Source organism: Psychrobacter sp. GTC18467 (assembly GCF_055397455.1).
Map to the genome: position 1 here is coordinate 1,437,571 of NZ_AP038920.1, position 24,271 is coordinate 1,461,841.

General features: G+C 45.1%; 25 protein-coding genes and 1 rRNA gene. 22 read left to right on the plus strand and 4 right to left on the minus strand.

Features of this window, described 5'->3' with window-relative positions:
- The first annotated feature begins 23 nt into the window (after nucleotides 1-23).
- The 3 genes from rrf (at nucleotide 24) to parE (ending at nucleotide 2,921) form a co-directional block, all read left to right on the plus strand.
- Nucleotides 24-138, plus strand: a 5S ribosomal RNA gene (rrf, locus tag ACZ5XY_RS06190).
- Nucleotides 139-295: 157 nt separating this feature from the next.
- Complete coding sequence (locus ACZ5XY_RS06195) at nucleotides 296-931, plus strand: YqiA/YcfP family alpha/beta fold hydrolase (RefSeq protein ID WP_464739939.1); 636 nt, start codon at nucleotides 296-298, stop codon at nucleotides 929-931.
- A gap of 103 nt (nucleotides 932-1,034) precedes the next feature.
- Nucleotides 1,035-2,921, plus strand: coding sequence for a DNA topoisomerase IV subunit B (gene parE, locus ACZ5XY_RS06200; RefSeq protein ID WP_464739941.1), 1,887 nt, complete (start codon nucleotides 1,035-1,037; stop codon nucleotides 2,919-2,921).
- Nucleotides 2,922-2,990: 69 nt separating this feature from the next.
- Here the strand turns inward: parE and ACZ5XY_RS06205 are convergent, their stop codons facing one another.
- On the minus strand, nucleotides 2,991-3,743 hold the full coding sequence (locus ACZ5XY_RS06205; protein ID WP_464739943.1) for an SDR family NAD(P)-dependent oxidoreductase: 753 nt from the start codon (nucleotides 3,741-3,743) through the stop codon (nucleotides 2,991-2,993).
- Between the two features lie 304 nt (nucleotides 3,744-4,047).
- Between ACZ5XY_RS06205 and ACZ5XY_RS06210 the strand changes: the two genes are divergently transcribed.
- From ACZ5XY_RS06210 to ACZ5XY_RS06285, 16 genes are all read left to right on the plus strand, one after another.
- Nucleotides 4,048-5,265, plus strand: coding sequence for a hypothetical protein (locus tag ACZ5XY_RS06210; protein WP_464739945.1), 1,218 nt, complete (start codon nucleotides 4,048-4,050; stop codon nucleotides 5,263-5,265).
- A 199-nt stretch (nucleotides 5,266-5,464) separates the two neighbouring features.
- Nucleotides 5,465-6,796 (plus strand): tyrosine-type recombinase/integrase, encoded by a 1,332-nt coding sequence (locus ACZ5XY_RS06215; protein WP_464739947.1) that lies wholly within the window; start codon nucleotides 5,465-5,467, stop codon nucleotides 6,794-6,796.
- A gap of 139 nt (nucleotides 6,797-6,935) precedes the next feature.
- Nucleotides 6,936-7,235 (plus strand): type II toxin-antitoxin system HicA family toxin, encoded by a 300-nt coding sequence (locus tag ACZ5XY_RS06220; protein ID WP_464739949.1) that lies wholly within the window; start codon nucleotides 6,936-6,938, stop codon nucleotides 7,233-7,235.
- Between the two features lie 2 nt (nucleotides 7,236-7,237).
- Nucleotides 7,238-7,585, plus strand: coding sequence for a type II toxin-antitoxin system HicB family antitoxin (locus ACZ5XY_RS06225; RefSeq protein ID WP_464739951.1), 348 nt, complete (start codon nucleotides 7,238-7,240; stop codon nucleotides 7,583-7,585).
- A gap of 101 nt (nucleotides 7,586-7,686) precedes the next feature.
- A complete protein-coding gene (locus ACZ5XY_RS06230; RefSeq protein WP_464739953.1) occupies nucleotides 7,687-8,523 on the plus strand; it encodes a hypothetical protein in 837 nt (278 codons plus the stop codon).
- A gap of 106 nt (nucleotides 8,524-8,629) precedes the next feature.
- Complete coding sequence (locus tag ACZ5XY_RS06235; protein WP_464739954.1) at nucleotides 8,630-8,869, plus strand: helix-turn-helix transcriptional regulator; 240 nt, start codon at nucleotides 8,630-8,632, stop codon at nucleotides 8,867-8,869.
- Nucleotide 8,870: 1 nt separating this feature from the next.
- Nucleotides 8,871-9,155, plus strand: coding sequence for a helix-turn-helix domain-containing protein (locus ACZ5XY_RS06240; RefSeq protein WP_464739956.1), 285 nt, complete (start codon nucleotides 8,871-8,873; stop codon nucleotides 9,153-9,155).
- Nucleotides 9,152-9,430, plus strand: coding sequence for a hypothetical protein (locus tag ACZ5XY_RS06245; RefSeq protein ID WP_464739958.1), 279 nt, complete (start codon nucleotides 9,152-9,154; stop codon nucleotides 9,428-9,430). Before ACZ5XY_RS06240 ends, ACZ5XY_RS06245 begins: the two co-directional genes overlap by 4 nt.
- The gene (locus ACZ5XY_RS06250) at nucleotides 9,423-9,668 is read left to right on the plus strand and encodes a hypothetical protein (protein WP_464739960.1); all 246 of its coding nucleotides are present in this window, start codon (nucleotides 9,423-9,425) and stop codon (nucleotides 9,666-9,668) included. The genes ACZ5XY_RS06245 and ACZ5XY_RS06250 overlap by 8 nt, the downstream gene beginning before the upstream one ends.
- The gene (locus ACZ5XY_RS06255; RefSeq protein ID WP_464739962.1) at nucleotides 9,661-10,071 is read left to right on the plus strand and encodes a hypothetical protein; all 411 of its coding nucleotides are present in this window, start codon (nucleotides 9,661-9,663) and stop codon (nucleotides 10,069-10,071) included. The genes ACZ5XY_RS06250 and ACZ5XY_RS06255 overlap by 8 nt, the downstream gene beginning before the upstream one ends.
- A complete protein-coding gene (locus ACZ5XY_RS06260) occupies nucleotides 10,064-10,669 on the plus strand; it encodes a hypothetical protein (RefSeq protein ID WP_464739964.1) in 606 nt (201 codons plus the stop codon). The genes ACZ5XY_RS06255 and ACZ5XY_RS06260 overlap by 8 nt, the downstream gene beginning before the upstream one ends.
- Nucleotides 10,669-10,812 carry a hypothetical protein gene (locus tag ACZ5XY_RS06265; RefSeq protein WP_464739966.1) on the plus strand — a complete coding sequence of 48 codons (144 nt, stop codon included), beginning with the start codon at nucleotides 10,669-10,671 and terminating at the stop codon, nucleotides 10,810-10,812. The genes ACZ5XY_RS06260 and ACZ5XY_RS06265 overlap by 1 nt, the downstream gene beginning before the upstream one ends.
- Nucleotides 10,813-12,948, plus strand: a complete 2,136-nt coding sequence (locus ACZ5XY_RS06270) for a DUF3987 domain-containing protein (protein WP_464739968.1) — start codon at nucleotides 10,813-10,815, stop codon at nucleotides 12,946-12,948.
- Nucleotides 12,949-13,423: 475 nt separating this feature from the next.
- Entirely contained in the window at nucleotides 13,424-13,723 is a 300-nt protein-coding gene (locus ACZ5XY_RS06275) for a helix-turn-helix domain-containing protein (RefSeq protein WP_464739970.1), read from the plus strand.
- A gap of 179 nt (nucleotides 13,724-13,902) precedes the next feature.
- A complete protein-coding gene (locus tag ACZ5XY_RS06280) occupies nucleotides 13,903-14,199 on the plus strand; it encodes an addiction module antidote protein (RefSeq protein WP_464739972.1) in 297 nt (98 codons plus the stop codon).
- A gap of 485 nt (nucleotides 14,200-14,684) precedes the next feature.
- Nucleotides 14,685-15,053 carry a hypothetical protein gene (locus ACZ5XY_RS06285; RefSeq protein WP_464739974.1) on the plus strand — a complete coding sequence of 123 codons (369 nt, stop codon included), beginning with the start codon at nucleotides 14,685-14,687 and terminating at the stop codon, nucleotides 15,051-15,053.
- A 162-nt stretch (nucleotides 15,054-15,215) separates the two neighbouring features.
- Here the strand turns inward: ACZ5XY_RS06285 and ACZ5XY_RS06290 are convergent, their stop codons facing one another.
- On the minus strand, nucleotides 15,216-16,937 hold the full coding sequence (locus ACZ5XY_RS06290) for a mechanosensitive ion channel (protein WP_464739976.1): 1,722 nt from the start codon (nucleotides 16,935-16,937) through the stop codon (nucleotides 15,216-15,218).
- 593 nt (nucleotides 16,938-17,530) lie between these two features.
- On the opposite strand from ACZ5XY_RS06290, the gene ACZ5XY_RS06295 reads away from it, so the two are divergent.
- Nucleotides 17,531-18,271 carry an FKBP-type peptidyl-prolyl cis-trans isomerase gene (locus ACZ5XY_RS06295; RefSeq protein WP_464739978.1) on the plus strand — a complete coding sequence of 247 codons (741 nt, stop codon included), beginning with the start codon at nucleotides 17,531-17,533 and terminating at the stop codon, nucleotides 18,269-18,271.
- 83 nt (nucleotides 18,272-18,354) lie between these two features.
- Here the strand turns inward: ACZ5XY_RS06295 and argA are convergent, their stop codons facing one another.
- A complete protein-coding gene (argA, locus tag ACZ5XY_RS06300) occupies nucleotides 18,355-19,677 on the minus strand; it encodes an amino-acid N-acetyltransferase (protein WP_464743797.1) in 1,323 nt (440 codons plus the stop codon).
- 308 nt (nucleotides 19,678-19,985) lie between these two features.
- On the opposite strand from argA, the gene ACZ5XY_RS06305 reads away from it, so the two are divergent.
- On the plus strand, nucleotides 19,986-20,561 hold the full coding sequence (locus ACZ5XY_RS06305) for a hypothetical protein (protein ID WP_464739980.1): 576 nt from the start codon (nucleotides 19,986-19,988) through the stop codon (nucleotides 20,559-20,561).
- Nucleotides 20,562-20,636: 75 nt separating this feature from the next.
- On the opposite strand, the gene ACZ5XY_RS06310 is transcribed toward ACZ5XY_RS06305, so the two are convergent.
- Nucleotides 20,637-21,707 (minus strand): patatin-like phospholipase family protein, encoded by a 1,071-nt coding sequence (locus tag ACZ5XY_RS06310; RefSeq protein ID WP_464739981.1) that lies wholly within the window; start codon nucleotides 21,705-21,707, stop codon nucleotides 20,637-20,639.
- A 210-nt stretch (nucleotides 21,708-21,917) separates the two neighbouring features.
- Here ACZ5XY_RS06310 and recG point away from each other — a divergent pair, with 210 nt between their 5' ends.
- Complete coding sequence (gene recG, locus ACZ5XY_RS06315; RefSeq protein WP_464739983.1) at nucleotides 21,918-24,197, plus strand: ATP-dependent DNA helicase RecG; 2,280 nt, start codon at nucleotides 21,918-21,920, stop codon at nucleotides 24,195-24,197.
- Nucleotides 24,198-24,271 lie beyond the last annotated feature (74 nt).

Here is a 24,271-nt window from a genome sequence, read left to right on the forward strand (position 1 = left end):
AACCTCATATCTATACCCCCTTTGCTGACGACAACAGCGCGATGGAACCACCTGATCCCTTCCCGAACTCAGAAGTGAAACGTCGCCGCGCCAATGGTAGTGTGGCACTTGCCATGTGAGAGTAGGTCATCGTCAGCGCCCTTTTCAAAAGCCCCCAGCATGAGCTGGGGGCTTTTTTTATGCTTCATATTTATGAATTTATTTTAATACTAAAATGAATAAGTCTTTGCTATTTTAACGGTTAATGGGATAAGGGTTTTAGGTTAAACTAAAGTATTTATGTTAAGAGAACAATATGAATATTATCTATATCCACGGACTAGGAAGTGACGCCAACTCTACCAAAGGCTTACAGCTAGAAGCTTATTGCAAAAGCTATTATCCTAGTATTAATGTTATCCGCCCTGATTTAAACAATTCTCCAAATATGGTTTTTGATTATTTAACTGACTTGGTGACCACTGGTCAAAAAGATGCCCAAACCGTTTTGATGGGAAGCTCTTTAGGCGGTTATTTTTCCACGCTGGTCAGCCATGAAACGAACTGTCCTGCCTTATTATTAAATCCCAGTACCAAACCGCATATTTCTTTGCAACGATTTTGTGAAAATTTTGATGTTAATAGTCAAAAGAATCGTGCTGAGACCATCATTCACACGACCGATGGCGGTTGGCAAATTAGCCTTGCGGATTTGGATTGGTTTAACGCACATCAATTAACGACGATAAATCATCTTCAAAAAATTACGGCAATTATTAAAAAAGCTGATGAGTTATTAGATGCAAAAATTGCCACCAATTTTTATCAAGACCATGGCGCAAAAGTAATCTTACAAGAGGGCGGTAACCATCAATTTACCGATTTTGAAAGCCAGTTGCCGTTAGTCATAACTGAAATTCAAGAATTAATAGCTAAGAACGAGAAAAATTAAGCGACAGTATCTGACGTAAGTTTTTGGCAGACTTCGATAGCGGCAAGCAATTTGGGTATAATAGAAACATAGCAACTATTTTTAAATTCCCAAGGAAGTTATTTTGAGTCAATACAATACGCAGTCGCTCGAAGTTTTAGAAGGGCTTGAGCCGGTTCGCCGCCGTCCTGGAATGTACACGGACACCACGCGCCCCAACCATTTGGCGCAAGAGGTCATTGATAATGCCGTTGATGAGGCGCTTGCTGGATTTGCCAAAATTATTAAAGTGCATCTTCATAAGGATGGTTCGTTGTCGGTTGAAGATGACGGTCGTGGAATGCCAACGGACATTCACCCTGAGTTTAAACAATCTGGAATTGAGCTGATTTTAACGCGACTTCATGCCGGTGGGAAGTTTTCAACGTCGAATTATCAAGTGTCGGGTGGTCTTCATGGTGTTGGCATTTCGGTGGTCAATGCGCTATCCAAGCGCGTTGAAGTGACCGTTTGGCGCGATGGCAATCAATTTGAAATGGACTTTGTAGAAGGGGTTCCAACCTCAATTTTAAAACAGTCGGTCAGCTCAAACAAACGCAAACGCGGAACCAAGGTTCAATTTTGGGCGGACGGTCAGTTTTTTGACTCCGATAAATTTAACGTCAAGCAGCTTAAACACAATTTAAAAGCCAAAGCGGTGTTAGCAGCAGGGCTTACGATTGAGTTTATCGATGATATTCATGAGGAAAAAGTCGTTTGGCAATTTGCTGATGGCATGGTTGAGTATTTAAACGAGCAGCTTGATGGGCTTGAAACCTTACCTGAGCCGCCATTTTATTATCATTTTGACGCCAAAGCAGGCAATAGGACAGGACTTCGCTTTGTGTTGTCGTGGCTTCCTGAGGGTGGAACGCCAATCCAAGAAAGTTATGTGAATTTGATTCCGACAGCGCAAGGCGGTACTCACGTTAACGGTCTGCGCACCGGAATCTTAGAAGCGCTGCGTGAGTTTTGCGATATTCACAATTTACTGCCGCGAAATGTGAAATTGACGGCAGAAGACGTTTGGGACGGCGTCAATTATATTTTATCGCTTAGCTTTTCTGAGCCGCAATTTTCAGGGCAAACCAAAGAGCGCTTATCCAGTCGTGAGGCGGCAGGAGCGGTGCAAACGCTAGCAAAAGATGCCTTTAGTTTATGGCTCAATAAACACGCCGATTTAGGCGCGCAAATTGCTGAGCTTGCGATTAATAAAGCCGGTCGGCGCTTAAAATCTGCTAAAAAAGTTGCCCGCAAAAAAATCACTCAAGGTCCAGCGCTGCCAGGGAAGCTTGCTGATTGCCGAGGGGATTTGCGCGATGGCGCGGAGCTGTTTTTGGTGGAGGGGGATTCGGCAGGGGGCAGTGCCAAGCAAGCTCGCGACCGCCATTTTCAAGCGATTTTACCGCTGCGTGGCAAGATTTTAAACACTTGGGAGGTGTCGTCTGATACGGTACTGTCCAGCCAAGAAATTCATGATATTGCTATTGCCATTGGCGTTGATCCGGCGTCCGATGATTTATCTGAGCTGCGCTATGACAAAATCTGTATTTTAGCCGATGCCGACTCTGATGGGCTGCATATTGCCACCTTAATTTGCGCGCTGTTTGTAAAACATTTTCCGGCGCTGGTTGAAGCAGGTCATTTATTTGTCGCCATGCCGCCCTTATACCGCGTTGACGTTGGTCAAAGCGTTCATTATGCGCTTGATGAGGACGAGCTTTCGCAAGTACTTGCAAAAGTTCCCAAAAATAAAAAGGCGCAAATTACCCGATTCAAAGGTCTTGGGGAAATGAGCGCCGACCAACTTCGCGAAACCACGATGAACCGCGACACGCGGCGCTTAGTCCAGCTTGATATGGACGATATGGCAGCAACAAGCAGCATGATGGATATGCTGCTTGCTAAAAAACGTGCCAGTGACCGCAAATCGTGGCTTGAGCATAAAGGCAATTTGGCAGAAATCATTTAGCTTTTCAATTGATTATCATGAAATAAGCCGATTTTAGAAACTGCCTTATCAAGCCCAAAAAGCCTCAGCTTAAAAGCTATCATCGCTAATTTCAAAGCCGCCATCAACCGGCAAGCTCACACCGGTTATGGCGGCAGCATCCTCACTGGCTAAAAAGGCAATCGCCGCGGCAAGTTCTTTGGGCGTTGCTGGAATATCAAGCGGTGAGATGGTCGTCAGCGGCTGATGCTCTGAACGAAGCACGAGGGCATTGGAATACACCAAATTGACGCGAACCCCGTGGTTAGCAAACGCCAGCGCCAGCTTTTGGGTTAAGGTTTGGATGCTGATTTTGGCATCTTGATACGCGGCAGATTGATTATTAAAGCTTGATAACACGTTAACAATTGAGCCACGGCTGCGAGCCAGTTCAGGCAGTAGCTCCTGACAAAGTACCTCAAAGCTTTGCCGATCGGTTTGGATCGCGTGATGCCAATCGGTATCGGTAGGTCTTGCTGGCGCTGCTGTTTCTAGCTGATCTTCTATGGCAAAACCGACTTTATTGATTAAGATGTCAATCTTGCCAAAACGCTGTTTAACTTCATGAATCATGGCTTGAATTTGGTCAGAATTTTTAATGTCGCAGGTGATGGTCAAATAGTTGTCGCCATGAATCCAAGTATTATCTTGCGGTAAGGTTTTCGCAGTCTGTGAGAGCACTTTAGATAAGTGACCGACAAGCACCACCTGAGCGCCTTCTAAGGCAAAGCGAACGGCGGTAGCTTGACCAATGGCAGATTCAGCACCGATGATAACCACGGTGGATTGTTTAAAGCGTTTCATGGTTTCTTCCTTAGAATTATTATTATTTAAAAAAATTTAACCGTACCTAGAAAGTTCTAGCAAAAAGATCAATGGTGATAACTTTGGCTTTCTTAAAATCATACCAAGGTCACTGGCAGAAAGCGATAATAATAAGGACGTATTGTTGCGATCAGTTTTAGGTCATCTGTAAAATTTTGTTAGTAATTCATGCTATAGTGAGGCAAATTTTTTATACTTTTAGCTTGTTATGATTGATCAGAAATTAGTTTTAGACCCATTTCTTTGTTATCAGCAGCAACGATATGAAATTACAGATGCTGCGATGTCATTGCCGGTTAGCCTTTGGCAATCTGAATACCAGATATTGTCCCAACGCTTGATTCAGTGGCGGCTTGAGTTGACGCTCTCAAGGTTGGCATCTCAAGATAAGCTTAAGGAAATGATTGAAAAAGAGTGTTGCTCGGCGTTAAAAGTGATGCAAGGGCACTTTAAACGTGAGCTGCGAAAACGCGGGGTAAATGATGCTAATTATTTTGTTTTGATTGTCAAAATAAAGTTGCAGTCAGGCGACGCAGTTAAGACTCCTGATTTTGGGGCGGATTATTTTTTAGAGTCTTTGATCGTTGATACCGATGATGACGCGCAACTCTTACAAGTCTTTTCAGCCGCATCTTGGCAGACGATTGCAGAAACGCTAATTTCGCCTACGGACATTTTAAATTTTTTAGCGTATCACCATCAGCAGCTGAGTGATGATATTGACCGAGGCGCGGCAAGCTTTACGACGGAGGTTGAGCTGTTACAGCAGTTTTTAAACCATGAAACGCTGTTGGCGCCTGCCATTGCCATTGATAATGCGCTGATTCAAGCGGGTGCTCAAGAGGTGCCAACCGCCACTTTGGTTGCCATGCGCTTGGCTCAGCGAGAAAATGTCCAACGTTGGTCAGAGTATTGGCAAAAGCTTTGGCAATCAGCACGGCTTTGGTCACAGTTGGTTACTCAGCTGATGAGCAGTGCTAAGTTTACAAGTGAAGCTATCAAAAAATGGCAAGGCGTCCTGCTGAGTGAGTCTTTGTTTTCGCGACATGAATTGATAACCGCCTTGCTTGCCCATCAAAGCCGATCGGTTGAGCTTAAAGCCAGTGGTTATGTGATTCATCAACACTCATTTTCAAACTTGGGTCGGCATTATGTGCTTATTTTTTATGGTACAAATCCTCAAAGCTTAAATTCAAAAGCCGTGATTAGCAATAATTTATCATCGATTGCTTTAGATGTGGCGTCACGGTTGCCGCTCAGTGAGCTGCAAGAAGTGGTGGTGGTTGGCTTTGAGTTTCTCAAAAAGCACGAGGACACTTGGATTGATATGGATGTGTTTATCCAACCGGTTCAAGGTATGACGCCAAAAGAGCGTCAGCTGACACGGCAGTTGCAAAAATTGCAGCAGAACGCCTCAACCAAACCTGCGCCTAAATTTGACATAAAACAAGCAAGCTTAAAAGTAAATATGACCATGAGCAATCGAAATCGAAAGTTTTAACTTAAACCCAATAAAAAAGACAGCGCTTGCTGTCTTTTTTTGATAATTGCTAGTAATCTGTGATAACGCTGAACCCTTTATATTCATTGGCTTTACTGATAATATGGAACGTGTGATAACGACAGATAATTGCTGAAAATGGCTACCAAATGGCTACCAAAGTGGCTACCAAAGTGGCTACCACGAAAAGGGCTTAAAAATGGCGAAAAAAGACATAAGCACCGATACCCAAATCAAAAAAGCCATTAAGGACGTTATTAAAAATAATCAGGCGCTCAGTTACCCGATAGCAGGTTATAGAGGCTTAGAGTTACGCGTAAGACCTCATAAAGATGCCGCCGCCGCTACCGCCGACTTTAGACACCGTTACACCCACCCCATCACAGGCAAACGCCCTTACATGACGCTAGGACAATATCCAGCGCTCAGCCTTGCCGATGCGCGCCAATGCCACAACGACAATATGCAGCTATTGGCTAAGGGCGTTGACCCGCTAGAGCATAGAGAAAAAGAGCGGCAAAAAGAGATTGCAGAGCGCCAAAACACCCTAAACCACTTCATCAATGAATGGCGCGATATTCAAGCCAGCAAAAATATCGCTAGCGCAAGCCTCAACAACAACGAAAAGGCGCTAAGACCGATTATCAAAAAATTAGGTCATATGAAAGTGACCGAAATCACTCCCAGCATCATCATTAAGTTTATTAACGACATTCAAAAAAAGAACACTTATACAGGGCTAAGGGTAAAGACCGTATTAAAAAGCGTCTTACAGGTCGCCAAAGCCCATATGGTGATTGAATATAATCCAGCAAGTGACTTACAAGGCACACTTAAAAATCACAAGGTAGAACACCGCCCAGCGCTCAGCAATGACATAGCCGCCTTTGCCAAACTGCTAAATGACATTGACCAACTAGACGATGCAAGCCAGCTTTATAACAAAAGCATCTTACAGCTACTGGCGCTTACCTTTGTCCGCATTGGTGATGCTTGCGCGATGAAGTGGGCTGATATTGACCTGACCGCTTGCCAGTGGCATTTAGAGCCGCAAAAGAGCAAAGGACGTGGCGACATGATGGCAAGCATCATCATACCGCTTGCGCCGCAATCCATAGCGATATTGAAGCGCTTGCAGCCGCTAACAGGTCATACCGATTATGTGTTTTTCAATAGCAGACGCCGCGCCGCGCCCTACCATCACCAACAACAAGTTAACAAGGTGCTAAACAGTAGCCTGATGAATGGCGGGCAGGGCTATAAAGACATTCACACGCCGCACGGTTTCCGCGCCAGTGCAAAAACGATGCTGATGGAACGATTAGGCTATGATGAACTTATCACCGAACTGGCACTAGGTCACGCGATGCTCAATAAGTACGGCAAAGCCTATAATCGCATGACGGCAATAGATGATAGAACCCGCATGATGACTGACTGGGCAAACTATCTTGATGATATTAAGACGGGCAAGTTTGATAACGTCATTCATGCCAGCTTTAAACCCGTGAAAAAACAAAAACAAGGCTAAAGCGTACTGACAAAACCGACAAAACCTATTTTTACCAGTTTTGATAGCGTCAAGCGCTGTCAATCCAAATGCGATATTAAATAGCTGTTTTTAGTATCAATAAATGATACTATAATAAAGCATAAGCTAAGGATAAGATATGCAGCGTAAGCATTTGAAAACACTTGATAGTATATTTAAGAAGCCCATTTCAGCGAATATAAAATGGGCAGATATTGAAGCCCTATTTATCGCATTAGGAGCAGAAGTTAGCGAAAGGGCAGGCTCAAGAGTGGCGGTAGTGTTAGATGGTGAAGTTCAGGTTTATCACCGACCCCACCCCCAGCCGACAACGGATAAGGGCGCGGTTGCCAGTGTTCGCAAATGGTTAGATAGCTTAGGGTATAGTCCCTTTGATAACGCCCGCGCTACTGCCCCTACAACGGATAATAAGGAGTAATCATGCAAAATATGATGATGATTAATGACCATAAAGCCATCATTCAATACGACCCTGAAATAGACCTATTCCGTGGTGAGTTTGTTGGCTTAAATGGCGGCGCTGATTTTTATGGTGACAGCATCACCGCTTTAGAGTATGAGGGCAAGCAGTCACTACAAGCCTTTTTGGACGTTTGCCAAGAGCAAGGCATTACGCCTTATAAGTCCTTTTCAGGTAAGTTTGTCACCCGTATGCCAAGTGAGTTGCATGAGCAAGTCAGCACGATTGCCACCAGCCACGGCATGAGCCTTAACCAGTGGATAACCAACACGCTTGCTAATGCTGTCAAAAGCGAAGGTATGGCGTAACAACTTTGCGAGGCTAGGACTAATTACCCGAACGGCGGTCATTCACACCCTTAAACCGTCAGCGCCTCGCACCTATTTTATTAAGGGCGGAGGGTGTGAACGTGGGATTTTTTGACGACTGGCAAGAGCAAGACAATAGCGATTATATTTTAGCTACAGACTATGTAGAGCAATTAGCCATACAGCATGACAGCAGTATTAAAGCCACAGCTAATTATTTATTAAAAGAAGTAGGGTTTAATACGCCGTTATATTTCAAGCACCCCAAAGGCTACTTTGAAAAAGATAAGACAGGTTATGATGAGGAGTATGATTTTGATGAATCACCATACACTTTTATCGCTCATATTCTTGAGAATATTAGTGATTACAAACACTCAAGCTTTAAAACTGACGCGAGCCATATAGCGTTAAGATATGCTGATAGATATTTTCTTAAAAAAGATTTGCCTACCATTCAAATAAGTGATACTGGTACAAATAAGACTGACCCGCTTATAGAGGCAAACGCTAAATTACGCCAAGAATTAGAGGAGGAAAGAGCCAAGACAGCAGCGTTAAAGGAAGCTCAAGCCAATGGCAGCTTTTTTATGGGCACGCCAACTGTTAGCCAAACCGAACCTAGAAGCGATAAAGAAGTTATTGAGCTGCTAAGGCAAGAAATAGCAGACCTTGAAAGCCAACTTGCACAAGCCAAAGCTGAATTGGCAGACACGCCAATAAATTCAGCTATAAATGAGGGGCAAGGCGATACACTGTTAATATTAGGGGCTGTTATGGACTGCATAAAAGATGTGGCAAAACCAAACTACACCCAACAATCCTTAATAACAGCAATCACAGACAAATATAAAAACACACCAAGCTTAAGTGCTAGCACTTTATCAAAGAAATTTCCTATAGCTAAAAAGCATCTAAATCAAAGATTTACATCTTGAATCCTTTCTATAGAAATTTTGCTTTTTTCTATAGAAACGACTTAATCCTCATATAAATATAGCATTCACTTACCCCTTAACAGACGTTATCAAGGAGTAAGTGAAAATGTCTAACATTCTTAGCAGTAATCAACCCGCCGCGATTGAGCCGCCCGCGCCACTTAATCCGCAAGGCTATTCCCGAATCAAGCCTACCGCCGAACTTATCGGACTGCATCACCAAACCTTGCGCCGTTGGTGGCAAGCTGACAAATTCCCAAAGCCAATAAACGTAAACGGCATTCCCATGTTTCGGAACGCCGATATTTTGGCTTTTCTTGAAAATCAGCAAGTAAGTGAGGTGTGACATGACGGTTAACGCCAACGCCCCAGTTATCAATGAACCCTCATCAAAAACCCAAGTTGATACCGTAAGAGCGCATCTAATGACAGGCGCAACCATCACCACATGGGACGCTTACCGCTTGTATCAAATCACGTGCCTAGCCCAACGCATTCATGACTTGCGAACCGCAGGACTTGTTATCCAAAGCGAAATGGTCACCCATGACGGCAAGCGCTTTGCCGTCTATTGGCTTGATGAAGCGACCTTGCTAGAAGCTCAACTATCTAATGACGAGGTGACCCCATGAGCCAATCAAACGACACACTAGCGCCAAGCTTTGTAGCAGCAGACCGCTATCAACTTTTGGAAGCGGATAGTTTTATTCAAGACTTTTCAAACGATTGTGAAAGCCTAGCTTTTGCACTGGGAACGATTGACGCCAACGACCCCGCAACCAAAGGCATTATTGTAGCGGTAAGGGCGGCATTATTTTCTTACAGCGAACAGGCAAGCGAATTAAGCGCGGGCTTGATGGCTGACCTTATTTTATTGCCTGAATTGGAGGTAGCAGACCATGACTAATATCAGCGTATCAAAAGACCATTTAGAAGCGATTAACGAGCAGCTTATCGTCTTAGGACTTGATGCAGGTCATTTAGCACTGGCATTGCAATCAGCGCATTTAGATTGCGCCGTATCAGCGGGCGTGATTCATGCAGTAAGAATGGCACTGGGCGGGCAAGCGGCATTGCTTGAGGACTTAACCGACCAATTAGACGGCATACTGTCAGCACCGCAAGGAGTCGCAAGCCATGACTGATAACCATAACAAGGCGGCAGGGTGTGAACTTTTTAACACCCTTGCAAACCCGCCAAAAGCGATTGCAACCAATAGCGCAAGCGGTTATGATGACCCCACTACTAAATATTCAGCGGCAAAGCCAAGCCGTCACCCTTTGGCTATTTTTATGCCTAAAATCTGCCTGACCACTAATCAGCAGCTTTATAACGGTATAAATAAAAACACGTCTGTCAAACAGGCAAGCCTTATCTATAGCGCTGATAATAGCGCTGTACGTTATGGCGGGTTGATAGAGCCTAATACAATACCCCTTGCGGGAAATAAGCTCAGCCGTCTGAATACGGTAGTTGAAGCCCGCTTACCCTTATCGGTAAGCGAAATTAAACTAACTAAATATTCAGGAGGGCATAACCATGCCTAAGTCAATCAACACCCCATCAAACGCCCAAAACGCTGCTACCAACGCGCCTACCCCATTCAAAGCGGGTATTTCTGTGCTTGCGCCGTCATTAAGCCCAAAGCCTTTTATGCTGCTAAATGACCCTCACGGCTTGCGCGACCTTTTAGCAATCAGCTTTGAGGGCAGTTACTTTTACTTTGATAAAGACGGCTATTTTGTGCGTTCCGATTCCACAGAAACAGACGACTTTCAGCCCGCGCTATTCCACGACACGCCCGCCAACCGTCAAGCGATTGCAACGCTATTGGCTGTCGATGTTACGACACCCGCCCCTTTGGTGATTGATACCACAGATGATAATGATGATGAAGTGATTATTCTATCGTCACATCAGCTATCGAATATGGCTTGCGACACTCAAGGCGCTATCAATGTTATAGCCGATTTAGGGCGGTTATTAGCGCTTATTTACTATAAAAAAATAGACAGCGCTACCGCTATATCAATGGCGCGACTAGCGTATGAAGCAGCTAATACATGGGAGGACATACTACGCACTCAATTAGAAATGATTAACGAACCCCTAGCAATGACGGGTTACGGCAAGGAGGGCGAATAATGAAAACTTATTCAAAGCCAAGCCGTAAGTATGCCAAGCGCCGCCGTCACTTTAAGCAGTACCGTGAGCAGCGCTTGCCACAGCATAACCCGCCGCAATCAGGCAGCCAAAGCAATCAGCACTTATCAGCTAAGGGGGAATAGATGACCACGACACAAACCACAGCCAAGAAAAAAGCCCATGATGGCGGCATGAGCTTTTCGGAATTAATTAATGATTTAAGACCACCTACACCGCAAGAGCTGGCAAGTGAACCAACATTAGCAGCGCTTTATGATTTTGCTAAGGGCAGCAATCAATCACAAAATCAGTTATTTATGATTGATACAAACCTTACCACAGTTCACGGCAATGTCATAGAAAAAGATATAGAGCTTCAAGGCTTAATAGCCGCGCTGATGCAGAACAACAGAGGCGAAGCGGTCAACCTTGCTTACCCCAACCCCAACAGTAGAGGCAGCTTTTCACTATTGAATAGTAATGTAGGCGCTTATGTTTTTGGCTCATTAACAGACGGTTGCGAGCCAATAGCCGCTAATGGTTTTCTTGATGGTGAGGTGTTAGCGCGTCATCTGCCACCTGACAAGCCGATTATTATTAGCCCTAATGAAGCAGCTTATTATTCAATGGTGAAGCACTTTAGCAAAAAGTTTGCCGTAATTGCGCTTGCTGATAGCGCCAATACCGATGAAGTTTGTAGTACGCTTGACGGCTTTAACGTCAAAGTTATCACTACTGCAATGGGCGTTATCAATGATTTAGAGCTGGGCGACTTGAGTTATAACCACATCGTCAACGACCCTAAAACTAGCGTAAAGCGACTGACAAAAGCCGCAACGACGGATTGGAAACCGCTAGGAGATATTAGCGACCCTGAAAGCAAAGCGACCCGTTATCCTATCGAAGCTTGGGGCGCAAAAGGCAGCGTATTAAGAGAAGCTGTAGAAGCCATTGCATACCATGCTCAAGCGCCTGATGCGATTGCGGGGCAATGTATGCTTGGCAACCTTGCAACCATACTACAGCAATACATAAACGCGCCCTATGCGCTAAATCGGCGGTTTATGCCAGTGTCGTTATTCTTACTGACAGAAGCAGACAGTGGCGGCGGCAAAAGCCGAACCGTTGGTTTAAGCCATAAGATGCTGACTGAGTTTCAAAAGCAAAAACGCAAAGAGGATAAGCAGCTAGAAAGTGAGTGGAAAGCACAAAAAGCAATCACCCCTAGAAAGGAATTAGAAAGATGGCTGCTTGATAATCCGCCGCCTAAGAAAACGATTATCTTTGCAAAGAACGGAACAATTCAAGGCTTCTTGGACAATATGCTGCTTGGCAATACTGCCAATGTCGCTTGGGCAACGGCTGAGGCGGCTATGTTTTTGGGCGGTCACAGCTTAACCAGTGAAACCGCAAGCAGTAACATTGCTCAAATTTGCGATATTTGGAGTGGCGGGGAATTTGATAGGCTGCTATCACCGCGATATGACACGATTAACGAAACAGGAATTAGCGGCATTCGCTTTAGCTTAGATTTGCAAGGTCAGCCCGCGATTATTGAACCTGCTTTAAATAACGAGCTGATGAACGGTCAAGGACTATTGCCGCGCTTCTTGTTTGCTTTCCCTGACAATATGAACGGTAAAATCGTTTATAACACCCCTGAACGCATGGACGCTGACCCCGATAGCGACCCGCGATTGATTGACTACTGGCGACGCTGTCAGGCACTACTAGAACCATGTCAGCCAAGATTGAATGATGATGGCAGCGTCAAACGCTTTGATATGCCTTTTGCAAATAGAGCGGCAAGGCAAGCACTTGCAGACTATCAAACGAGATGCGAAGCGCAATTAATCAAAGGTGGCAGGCTTGAAAAATATGCAAGCTATGCAAAAAGGCTGCATGAGAACGCAAGCCGAATAGCGGCAATCATGGCTTATTTTGATGGTAGAACCTCAATATCTGCTGATGATATTCACCGCGCCACCACGCTTACGGACTACTCAATGACTGAGCGCATACGCTACACAGATAAGCCGCAATCAGGCGATAACAACACGCAAAAGCTGCTTAACTGGCTTATCAAGCATTGCCGCAAAGAGTCCGTAACTCACATTGCTTACGCAACGGCTCAAAGCAAAGCTACCCCTAAGACACTACGAGCCAAGCATACTTTTGATTTGCTCATTGAAGTTTTAGAAAATGAGCATTACATCAAAGTCATTCAAGATGGCAGAGCAAGGCATATTGAATTAAGACCTGAACTTTTAGGGGGCTAGGTAGGGGAAAACGGGGAAAATGGGAAAACGTAGGCTACAGCCCTTGATATATAAGGCTTTAGCCTATTTCCCCTTTTTTATAGTGAGGGGAAAACGGGGAAAGTTAAGGGGAAAATTAGAGGTTTTCTATTAACCTGTTGATTTAGCTGTATTTTATTTATAGCTGCATTTTATAACTCTAGGAAAATCGAGGGAAAAAGACCAGTTTCAGCGGTTACTTTCCCTTTTTGGCTTCTTACTTTCCCTTTCACTTTCACTTTCCCCACTTTCCCGAAGCCTTTTAAAATAGGAAAACAGTTAAAGCTTTAATTAACAAGGCTTACAGCGGTTACTTTCCCGTTTTCCCCACTTTCCCGTAGTAGCGCTGTGAAAAACTCATTTTTTAGTCAACTTTTCCATTAACACTACAGTATATAACCGTATTGTTATATGATTGCCCAATATCAGCAGCTTATTATTTGTAGGAGCGTCAACCATGACCACGTTTACAAGCTTAGATGACTACATGGCAACCTTGCCCGCCGATAGCCAACAGCGCATTAACGATAAAGCCAAAGCGTTGAGCCAATCTATTGAACTTGCCAAATTGCGCCGCGCTCAATCATTAAAACAGACCGAACTTGCCGCCTTGATGGGCGTATCACAAGCCAATATCTCAAAGGTGGAAAGCGGTAAAGACATTCAGCTATCAACCTTGCAACAATACGTTCACGCTTTAGGCGGCGAAATTAGCATCACGGCTAAAATGCCAAGCGGTGAAGTTGTTTTGATATAACAAGCAATGAATTAAGAAATTAAGGCGTTCTAAATGAGCGCCTTTTTTTGTGGTTGAGGTTTAGAAAAGTTTAGTTTGAAAAAAGAATAACAGGATAAGCGTAACTTAGGATTGTTATTTATTATCCGAAAGTTTACATTGGTTGCTATCTTTCATTAACTAACATTGGATAACGCGCCATGACTAAAATCACTATCAGCCGTTTTGATGTGGCGGAATATCTAACCGATGACGCCTTGATTAACGCTTATTTGAATGAGCTACTTAGCGAGGGCACGCCGCAGGAATTTATTCACGCCCTAAACGATGTAGCGCGGGCGCGTGGCATGAATGACTTGGCACAAAAAACAGGAATCCGTCGCGAAAGTCTTTATAAGACCTTGCAGTCCGAAAAGCCGCGCTTTGATACCATGCTCAAGATTATTGACGCTATGGGGCTGCAAGTGACCTTGACCCCAAAGCCAAACCACGCCTAGTAGCGTTATCAATAAAGCTGCATTGATTGCGGCTTTTTATTTGCTCAAACACAAACCAACGGCTAGAAAACGGCTAGGGCGGGCGTGACCAATGCGCTTTTATGTTCTGCAATCTAATGCCCAACTTTGGGGAGTGAACAAGTTAACGCCCATAGACTTACAATCCCCATTGGGGGGAGTTGAAACCCCCGCCCAATTTTGAGCAAGCCACACCATGCAAACTTAATGCACAGTTTTTGCAAAGGCTTTGCGTCTGCTATGTTGTCGATGGAAGCAAAACGGCATAAACGCGATAAATTGGAATCAAAACAACCCTCTTTTGAATTTTGCTTCCTTGCTGCTATTTATAACTGACAAGGCTTACAGCGGAATCGTGATGGAATCATGGAATCAACAGCTATTAAAAATGCTTAATCCTTGATTCCTAATTTTATGGAAGCAAAACGGCATAAACACAGGAAACAAGGAAGCAAAAACGGCGCATTATGAATTTTGCTTCCTTTAAGCTATCTATAGCTGGCAAGGCTTACGGCGGAAGCAAGACGGAATCATGGAAGCAAGAATATTGGAAGCAAGCCGCCTTTTTGTTCTCAGTCCTCACCCTTGTTCGCGCTGATAGCATTGGCTGGCAAGGCTTGAGCAAAAAGAACAAAAAACACCATACCGGCGTTTTTGTTCGCGTTTTTGTTTGTTCGCGCCAGTTGTTCGCGCTTGTTATGCACACTTTTGCATCAAAAACGCACGTCTTTTTAGGCGTAATCATGAGCGTGTGCAATTTAGCACTTTGCTTAAGCGTTCGTCGTGATGATGAACCCAGTGGGCTTATCCAATTTTGGATTGGTAAGAATGAATAGCAGCTTTTTATCTTGAGCCTCAATAGCTAAATTTTTGATTAAATGGCTACCAAAACGGCTACCAAATCGTAGGTATTTTAAATAAGTATCTTATAAATCAATAACTTAAACTCAATAAAAAAGACAGCGCTTGCTGTCTTTTTTATTGTAAATGCTAAGAAATTACTGATTATCATCATCCAATAAATGATTTAAATCATCGCTGACATCGCGAGGATTAGTCACGTTAGGCGTCGCTGTTGATTCCGTGATATCCACATGGCGGTTGCCAAGGCTGCGCGTATCCACATTGTCCGTATGGATACTGCTTGCGTCAACACTTGCGGCTGTTGGCGATGCTGATGGCGCCGTTGGTGTATTTTCACGAACAGAATCCGCCACTTTATCTAACGTGGTTGTTTTGGTGTAGCGTGTGGTATGAACTTTTAGACCCGTACGCTCCTCATCCATTTTATCCTGCATTTTGCGTAAAAATCTTGCGGCAGCTTCTTGACCACCAAGACCAAAGGACAAGGCAAAGGCAACTGCCACCGCGCCCAAAGTTAAGCCAAAGGCTAAGTTTACGATGGAGTCGGCAATTCCCATCGCTCGAAGTCCCATCGCAAGAACCAGTCCCATGATAAGAACGCGAACGATATTGGCTAAAAATTGTGAGCCTTTTTCTGAGCGCTCAACCACGCCGGCAATAACATTGGCAAGCCAAAAGCCAATAAATAAAATGATTGCCCCTAAAATGATGTTCGCGCCAAAGGCAATAAACATCCCAATCAAGGCAGAAATTGGTTCAAAGCCTAACAAATCCGCCGCTGCAATCGCGGCAAACAGCATGGCAAAGAACATGATGGCATGACCCACCAAATCAGCAACAGTTTGCGTTCCCATCATTTCTTGCAAGCCAACTTTAGCCGGAAGCTGATTTAATTGGGTATTGTTAATGAGACCTTTAATGATGTCAGCCACCATGCGAACCACGTAAAACGTCACAATTAAAATTGCGGCTGCCATAAAAATATTTGGCAACGCCTCCATGATTTTGTTCAGCATGTTGGTTGCAGGTCGGGCAATCACTTCGATTTTAAGGGCGTTTAATGCCGCAATAATCGTTGGGATAATGACCACCAAAAATGCCAGTGATCCTGCAATATTTGGAAGGCTGTTTTGCTCGCTAAGACCGGCTTTTGATGCCAAAGCTTGAACATCAAAGGTTGATACCAAGTTGGTCACGATACCACGAACCACTTTTGCGATGATATAACCCACCACAAAAACCACGCCGGCAATTAAGATGTTAGGAATAAAGCTGAAAATCTTATCAATCATGTTGGTAAGCGGCGCAAACAAGCCATTAAGCTGCAACTGACCTAAAACCATTGTAAGCACAACCAACAAAATAAACCAATATACCATATCAGCAATGGTGCTGCTCATGGGTTTAACGCCGGCTTGAGCACTTAGCTTTTCATCCATCGTGGTTTTAGATAACGCCGCATTAATCGCCGTTCTAACGACGGTAGCCACCACCCAACCGACGATACCAACCGCAATTGCGCCGATTAAATTAGGAATAAAGGCTAAAACTTGGTTGACCATATTGGCAAATGGCGTTGAAATGGCATTAAGATTGAGCTGATTGAGCGCCCCTGAAATGGCAATGATAAAAATAAACCAAAAAATAACTTTGGAAATAATACCTTCTAAATCATAAGCTTTTCCGGTTGAGGAGTTCATGCGCTCGTTTAAATGAACCTTGGCAAGCACATTTTTGACCAGTGCGGCAATACCAAGCGCGATCAGCCAGCCGATAATAAAAATTAAAATAGCGCCGATAACCGAGCCGATAGGACCGCCCAGATAACCATTGAACGGGACATAGATGGGATCCATGATAGCCTCCTTAATAACGGTTGCCCTTCTTCTTTGTTTTAGATAGCTGTGAAAAGCAAAAATAACCTTGGTTAAAATGTTGTTTTAATTAGAATAATTTAAAAATAGCAGTAGCGATGTGTGGATATAACGACAGCATGACAGCTAAGACGGTGATGATGCTTTAAAAGCTGTCTGAGCCCAAATCAGATTACGCTTAGTAACGCTACTATAGAAAACTAACTGAATATTACGAATCTCTACTGCTATTTAAGCTTAGCCAATGACTGTTAAGATTTAAAGATAAAAAGCTTAACTGACGACTATAATTATGTGATAACTTGTTATTTAACTCGGCATAATTAACAAAGGTCATACATAAGCCGGAGAATTTTAGCGAAAATCTAGCCCATAATTATAAGATTTGCTATGATGAAGATTCACGAACCGAAATTGGAAAAGTTCCTGATTACGGTTGGTCACCTTTCAACGAAACCAGCCTTATAACTGTGATGGCTCATCAACGGGTCAAATGATTTTGAGAAGTTTTAATTCGACCTCAAACTCAAAAAGTTCTTAGGCCACAAGCTTTGATTTTCCACTGAGAGTAATGTATGAAAAAAATCACGACGTTAACGGTAACGGCGCTGGCAAGTGCTATGATTTTAGTTTCAGGTTGCAGCACCAACAATGATGCCAAGCAATCTGCTGCCAAAAGCGTGGCGGTCACTGAGCAAAGCCCTGCCAATGAAAAAGTGGGCTATAGCTTGGGCTATATGATGGCAGAAGGCAATAAAGATACGGTACAAGACTTAAATTTGGACACCTTTGAAAAAGGCTTTCGTGACGGCTATGAAGGTAAAGAGTCCGCTTTGACCCAAGAGCAAATGCAAGAAGTGCTCATGGCGTATCAAAAAGAGCAAGAAGAAAAGATGATTAAAGAGATGCAGTCAAAAGCGGCAGAAAACACCACCAAAGGCAAAGAGTTTTTAGCGCAAAATGGCAAAAAAGAGGGCGTAAAAACCACCGCTTCAGGGCTACAATATAAAGTGCTTAAAGAAGGCACCGGAAAATCTCCAAAAGCCACCGATGTGGTTGAAGTCAATTACGAAGGCAAGCTGATTGATGGCACGGTCTTTGACAGCTCCTACGAGCGCGGCGAGCCAATTGAGTTCCCACTCAATCAAGTCATTGCTGGCTGGACGGAAGGGCTTCAGTTGATGAAAGAAGGCGGCAAATATGAGTTCTTTATCCCATCAAGCTTAGCCTATGGCGAAGCGGGAAATGCCGGAATTGAGCCAAACAGCACCTTGATTTTTACCGTTGAATTGTTAAAAGTAAACCCTGCTAAATAAGGAAAGCTTTTTATATAAAAAAACATCAAACAAAAAAGCCCTCAAATTGAAGGCTTTTTTTATGGTCAATTAACCAGTCAAAATTAAAGTAATTTTTCAAAAACTTTTGAGTTGCGACCGTTGTGGTATTGTTTTAAGCGCGCCTCGGGTAAGGCGGCGGCGTCAACTTCAACAAAGCCTTGCTCAACAAACCAATGCGCGGTTCGGGTGGTCAAAACAAACAGCTTTTGCAAACCGTGACTTCGGGCTTGCTGCTCTAAAAACGCCAGTAAATCCGCACCGCGACTGCCTTTTCGGTAGTCCGGATGAACGGCCACGCAAGCAACTTCGGCTGAGCTGTCATCTAACTGATGTAAGGCCGCGCAGCCTAAAATCATGCCGTCGCGCTCAATAACGCTATAGTTATCAATCTCTTGCTCTAAGCGCTCACGCGACCTTGGGACTAAAATGCCTTCGGCTTCAAGTGGGGCTAACAGCTCCGTTAAGCCGACCACATCGTCGATTTCGGCGTGGCGGATTTCTTCATAAGGGTCGTGGCTAATCAGCGTTCCTGAGCCGTCACGGGTGAATAATTCTTCAAGCAGCGCGCCGTCTTTGGCATACGATATGATGTGCGTTCTGTGGACGCCTTCGCGGCAAGCTTTACCGGCACAATATAAAAAGTAATTGATTTCGCAGTTTAAATCGCGGTCACGTAAAAAGCGGTCAACCTCATTGGGAATCATTTCACGAAGCAGGCGACCGTGGTCATTGATGCCAGTTTCTTCGCCCAAGAAAATAAGCTTGTCCGCGCTTAAAGCAACGGCGGCACTAAGCGCCACATCTTCGCCCAATAAGTTAAACACCTCGCCGGTCGCTGAGTATCCCATCGAGCCTAAAATCACGATTTGATTGTGAAGTAGGTTGTTTTTAATCGCATCAACATCGATGGCGCGAACTTCGCCAGTCATTTGGTAATCAACGCCATCACGAACGCCAAACGGTCTTGCGGTGACAAAGTTGCCAGAAACGGCGTCAATTCTAGAGCCAAACATCGGCGAGTTGGCAAGTCCCATCGACAACTGAGCTTCAATTTGCAATCGAATTGAACCAACCGCTTGCAAAATTGCAGGCATGGCTTCGCGCGGGGTCACGCGAATGTCGTGATGCAATGGCGAGGTAATTCCGGTACCGGTTAGGTTTTTTTCGATTTGCGGGCGCGCGCCATGAACCAAAACCAGCTTGATGCCAAGGCTATGCAGCAAGGCAAAATCGTGAATCAGGTTGCTAAAATTGGGATGATTGACCGCTTCGCCGCCAAACATAATGACAAATGTTTTGCCGCGATGGGTGTTGATATAAGGGGCTGAATTGCGAAACCAGTGGACGTAGTCAGGGTTGATTTGGGGCATGGGGTTTGTCGTCATCATAAAAACGGTTAATCACTCAAAAAGCGGTCAAAAAACTTGCCGCCGCGGCATAAAAAAATGTTGAAAGGTTTTAATTTACCATAGCAAAAAACAGCAAATTGGGCTATCTTTTATTTTAACAAGATTAAGGCAAGCGTTAATCAGCCAACTATACATAACCGCAACAAGGCGTTAGTATGATGCTAATTAGGTTTTGTTATGCTAAGGTTGATGGTAACCGCGAATGATGCTTGCTCATTTACCTCGTTGCTAAAAATGCTGTCAGTTGCACGATTGACCCGCTCGAATTAGGAATCCTCGTTATTATGAAAAACCGCAATCCGTTGTCTCAGCCGTTCACTAAAGGCGGCGCTCATCGCCTATTTTTTGTTATCGCAGGAACGCTCATTAGCGCCATGGCGGTCACCCAAGCTTCTGCGATGCTACCGACCCCTGAGCCTGCCCTTGATAATCCGGCAGCGGTGCAGGCGGCCAGCAACTCAAACGCCCAAGCCGTTGCTACCAAAGTTACCGCATCACTGCTTAGCACAGACGCCAATGGTCAAGAAACGTTGGTTCCGGTGACGGCAAATACGCGCCTGCAATCCGGAAATATCATTGAATATCAAGGTTACTTTACCAACACCAACCCTGACCGCGTCCGCAAAATGACCGTGACCATGAGCATTCCTGAGCAAGTGGAATTGGTGGGCAGCGTAGCCCCCGATTTTGCTTTTGCCAGTGCCGATAGCGCAACCTTTGCCCGAATGCCACTTCGCGGTCAAGTCAACGGTCAAGCTCAAGAAATCCCGCTGCAATATTACCAAGCGCTGCGTTGGGATTTAGAAGGGGTGGGCTTAAATGATACCGTGATGGTCAAATACCGCGCCCGCGTCAAATAAACCAAGCGCAAAAGAAAAATGTTTGGGTGAAAAAAGCGCTTATGATTAAAGCGCTTTTTTTTGATTTATGATTTTTTATCGTTGTTGAGTGGGTTGACTGGCTTTAGTTTTAGCCGTAACTATTTTTTGAATGTCAGGGAGTTTTGCAAGCGCCGCTTTTTCGCCTTCGCTAATTAAGGCGGCGCGCTCGCGGGTATCAACAAAGCTTGCATGACCAACCTCAGGGATAATCAGCACGTCCGCGCGCAAGGCTTCACGGCTATGGGCAGGTTTTGCAGTCGCGTTTTGCGAATTATTAACGGCGGCTTTATTGACCGGCAATTGGTTATAAAGCCCTGCGGCAATGCTTTGTTCAAACAAGCCCCAAAAACTGGCTAACGATTTAATATCAATCGTTTGACCGTTTTTTAATTTTGCCAATTGCGCGGTAGTTTCCGCCGGCGGTTTTGCCGCGGTCACATCCACCGCGATAACGATATCTGCGCCCAACTCGCGAGCGGTATCGACCGGAACGAGGCTTGAAACGCCGCCATCAATGTATTTTTTACCGACTTTTTCAGGAATTCTTGGCGCGATAAAAATGTTCGGGATGCTGCACGACGCTTGAACCGCAAGCCCTGCATTGCCAAAATCTAAAACCGTTTTTGCCAAGGTATCGCGCTCGGTGGCAATCGCCGCAAATTTTATTGGAAAGTCTTCTATCGGGCGGTTATTGACTTGTTTATTGATAAAGTTTTTTAATTTGACCCCCTCAACAAAGCCTTGATTGGAAAAGGTGAAGTCCATCAGCGCGCTATCAGGCGTGGCAAGGGTGACTTTTTTTAAAGTATCCGCGCTCATGCCGCTGGCGTAAAGGCTACCAACGAGGCTACCAACGCTCGTGCCAACGATGATGTCGGGCTTAATGCCGTTGTCCTCAAGCGCTTTGATGACACCCACGTGAGCAATGCCTTTTGCCGCGCCGCCACCTAACACTAAGGCGACTTTTGGCGCGGTTGGCATTGCGGTGGCAGGCGTTTGGTTGGTTGGCGCACTTTGGCAAGCACTGGTAAAAAGAACGCTAACTACCATAATAACGATAGCAATCAAGCGCGAAATCAGGGGCGAGAGCGCAAAATCAGGCGTGGTTTGGGAAGAGTACAACATAAAAAACTCACTAAATTGTGATAAAAATCAAGCAGTCAGCGCAAAAATAAGTCAAGCGCGTTATGATAGTCGCATGATTACCAAATTGTCCATCATAATCAAGGGCGTTGTCGGCTATAATAAAACGTCCTTGCTCAGATAAGCGGTTGATTCTAGGGCGTTAAATGATTATTTTTTAGAGCATTATTTTAATAAAATTAAGGTGAAGCAATGCCCGTGGCAACTTTTTCAACGTCTCGATTGCAAGCGCCTCAAGCCTTTGATTTGCCGGTGACGGCGCTGGCGGGCGTGGGCGCTAAGGTTGCTGAGCAGCTTGAGCAATTGAACATCACCCGCGTGTTTGATTTGCTGCTGCATTTACCGCGCGATTATGAAGACCGCAGCCGGCAGGTGATGATTGAGGACACCACGCATGGTCAATCGGCGCTGATTGTGGCGCGTATCGTTCACGTTGAGCAAAAAAGCGGCGGTTTGACCGTCATTGTCGATGATGGCACAGGGTCACTTGGACTGCGCTTTTTTAAGGCATATCCAAGTCTTATTCAAACCATGGTTTTGGGGGCGCGATTGCAGCTGTTTGGCGAGATTAAAATCAGCCGTTATGGCAGGCAACTGCATCACCCTGAATACCAAACGATGCGCGACAATGAGCCGCTGGTCAATTCAGGACTTCAGCCGATTTATCCAACCGTCAAAGGGCTTCATCAAAATAAACTGCGAACGCTGATTAAATTGGCGCTGCAAACGGTTCGCCAAGAAGCCGTGCCTTTAACCCTATTTACCAAAGCTGATTTTGACGTGGTTGCCGATTTGCCGTTAACCAAGCCGCAAGATGGGGCAATGATTACTGATACGCCGGTCAGCCTAATGATGCCGCAAGATTTATTTTTACGCCAACATGGCGCGGACAAACGCTCCCCAAATGAGCGCGCCCGCGACCAAGCTGCGCAAAGCCCGTTTAACTTGACCATTTTTGAAGCGCTGGTGCTACTGCATACGCCGCCGCTTTATACCAATATTAATCAGCAATTTGACTTATTAAATCAACTGCTTGAGCGCTCGCATGCCGCTTGTCAGCGCTTGATTATTGAAGAATTTACCGCCCATCAATTAAGCTTGCTGTATCGCCGCGAGCAGTTGCACCAGTTTAAAGCGCCAAAATGCAGCAAAAAAAGCGCGCTTTATAAGCAGTTATTAGACGGCTTACCGTTTGCCTTGACCGGCGCTCAGTCGCGAGTAATCGGCGATATCAGCCGCGATATGGCAACGTCAATCCCGATGTTAAGGCTGGTTCAAGGCGATGTTGGCGCCGGAAAAACGTTGGTGGCAGCGGCGGCGGCTTGTTTTGCCTTAGATAGCGGTTGGCAGGTTGCGGTCATGGCGCCAACGGAGATTTTAGCTGAGCAGCACCTGCTTAATTTTAAACAGTGGTTTGAGCCGCTGGGAATTGGCGTTGGTTGGCTTGCCGGCAAGCAAACGGCTCGCAAGCGTAAAGAAGCGCTTGCTGCCATCGTTGAAAATGACGTTCAAATCGTGATTGGCACCCATGCGCTGTTTCAAGAGCAAGTTCAATTTGCCAAATTAGGATTAGTCATTATCGATGAGCAGCACCGCTTTGGCGTTGAGCAGCGCATGGCGCTTGCCAATAAAGGCGTCGCGGGAAGCACGCCGCACCAACTGATTATGACCGCAACGCCGATTCCGCGAACGCTTGCGATGAGCGTTTATGGCGATATGGACACCTCCATCATTGACGAGCTGCCACCGGGTCGAACGCCCATTACCACGGTGATGGTCGACCGCAACCGCCGCGATGAGGTGATTGAGCGAATTGCAGTAAACTGCGCGGCAGGTCGGCAGGCGTATTGGGTTTGCCCGCTTGTTGAGGAATCAACCGCCCTTGATGCGCAAGCGGCTGAGGCGACCTTTGCTGATTTAAACGAGCGCTTGAACATCAATATCGGTCTGGTTCATGGCAAAATGAAACCGGCAGAAAAGCAAGCGGTGATGCAAGAGTTTAAATCAGGAGCGCTTGATTTGTTGGTGGCAACCACGGTGATTGAGGTTGGCGTTGACGTTCCAAATGCCTCTTTGATGGTTATTGAAAATGCCGAGCGCTTAGGATTGTCACAATTGCACCAACTTCGCGGCCGCGTGGGTCGCGGCGCGGAAAAAAGCTTTTGCGTGCTACTTTACCAGTCGCCCTTGTCGGAAACCGGAATTGAGCGCTTAAACGTACTTCGCGACAGCACCGACGGCTTTGTCATTGCCGAAAAAGACTTAGCACTTCGCGGTCCTGGTGAGCTGCTTGGCAAACGACAAACCGGAAACGTGGATTATTATCTTGCCGATTTGGCGCGTGATGACTGCTTGCTTGCCATTGCCCAAAAATTAGCCGCGCATTTAATTCAAGATAAATCGCGAAAAGCGGACGTGAGCCGATTGATTGCGCGCTGGCTGCCCAAAGCCCATCAATATACCAATGCTTAAACTTAAAACTTCGCCTTAACCTATTGCAAAAATTGAAAGTTTTAAACCAAATATTGAAATCAAATCTTAAAACC

Excerpts from the sequence above, each read along its gene's own strand:
- ACZ5XY_RS06260 (WP_464739964.1), top strand. The coding sequence starts at position 10,064 with ATGCCTAAGTCAATCAACACCCCATCAAACGCCCAAAACGCTGCTACC.
- ACZ5XY_RS06250 (WP_464739960.1), top strand. The coding sequence starts at position 9,423 with ATGACTAATATCAGCGTATCAAAAGACCATTTAGAAGCGATTAACGAG.
- ACZ5XY_RS06215 (WP_464739947.1), top strand. The coding sequence starts at position 5,465 with ATGGCGAAAAAAGACATAAGCACCGATACCCAAATCAAAAAAGCCATT.
- ACZ5XY_RS06195 (WP_464739939.1), top strand. The coding sequence starts at position 296 with ATGAATATTATCTATATCCACGGACTAGGAAGTGACGCCAACTCTACC.
- recG (WP_464739983.1), top strand. The coding sequence starts at position 21,918 with ATGCCCGTGGCAACTTTTTCAACGTCTCGATTGCAAGCGCCTCAAGCC.
- ACZ5XY_RS06305 (WP_464739980.1), top strand. The coding sequence starts at position 19,986 with ATGAAAAACCGCAATCCGTTGTCTCAGCCGTTCACTAAAGGCGGCGCT.
- ACZ5XY_RS06225 (WP_464739951.1), top strand. The coding sequence starts at position 7,238 with ATGCAAAATATGATGATGATTAATGACCATAAAGCCATCATTCAATAC.
- ACZ5XY_RS06210 (WP_464739945.1), top strand. The coding sequence starts at position 4,048 with ATGTCATTGCCGGTTAGCCTTTGGCAATCTGAATACCAGATATTGTCC.
- ACZ5XY_RS06245 (WP_464739958.1), top strand. The coding sequence starts at position 9,152 with ATGAGCCAATCAAACGACACACTAGCGCCAAGCTTTGTAGCAGCAGAC.
- ACZ5XY_RS06205 (WP_464739943.1), bottom strand. The coding sequence starts at position 3,743 with ATGAAACGCTTTAAACAATCCACCGTGGTTATCATCGGTGCTGAATCT.
- ACZ5XY_RS06275 (WP_464739970.1), top strand. The coding sequence starts at position 13,424 with ATGACCACGTTTACAAGCTTAGATGACTACATGGCAACCTTGCCCGCC.
- ACZ5XY_RS06295 (WP_464739978.1), top strand. The coding sequence starts at position 17,531 with ATGAAAAAAATCACGACGTTAACGGTAACGGCGCTGGCAAGTGCTATG.
- argA (WP_464743797.1), bottom strand. The coding sequence starts at position 19,677 with ATGACGACAAACCCCATGCCCCAAATCAACCCTGACTACGTCCACTGG.
- ACZ5XY_RS06290 (WP_464739976.1), bottom strand. The coding sequence starts at position 16,937 with ATGGATCCCATCTATGTCCCGTTCAATGGTTATCTGGGCGGTCCTATC.
- ACZ5XY_RS06220 (WP_464739949.1), top strand. The coding sequence starts at position 6,936 with ATGCAGCGTAAGCATTTGAAAACACTTGATAGTATATTTAAGAAGCCC.
- ACZ5XY_RS06280 (WP_464739972.1), top strand. The coding sequence starts at position 13,903 with ATGACTAAAATCACTATCAGCCGTTTTGATGTGGCGGAATATCTAACC.
- ACZ5XY_RS06235 (WP_464739954.1), top strand. The coding sequence starts at position 8,630 with ATGTCTAACATTCTTAGCAGTAATCAACCCGCCGCGATTGAGCCGCCC.
- ACZ5XY_RS06310 (WP_464739981.1), bottom strand. The coding sequence starts at position 21,707 with ATGTTGTACTCTTCCCAAACCACGCCTGATTTTGCGCTCTCGCCCCTG.
- ACZ5XY_RS06270 (WP_464739968.1), top strand. The coding sequence starts at position 10,813 with ATGACCACGACACAAACCACAGCCAAGAAAAAAGCCCATGATGGCGGC.
- ACZ5XY_RS06255 (WP_464739962.1), top strand. The coding sequence starts at position 9,661 with ATGACTGATAACCATAACAAGGCGGCAGGGTGTGAACTTTTTAACACC.
- ACZ5XY_RS06265 (WP_464739966.1), top strand. The coding sequence starts at position 10,669 with ATGAAAACTTATTCAAAGCCAAGCCGTAAGTATGCCAAGCGCCGCCGT.
- ACZ5XY_RS06285 (WP_464739974.1), top strand. The coding sequence starts at position 14,685 with ATGAATTTTGCTTCCTTTAAGCTATCTATAGCTGGCAAGGCTTACGGC.
- ACZ5XY_RS06240 (WP_464739956.1), top strand. The coding sequence starts at position 8,871 with ATGACGGTTAACGCCAACGCCCCAGTTATCAATGAACCCTCATCAAAA.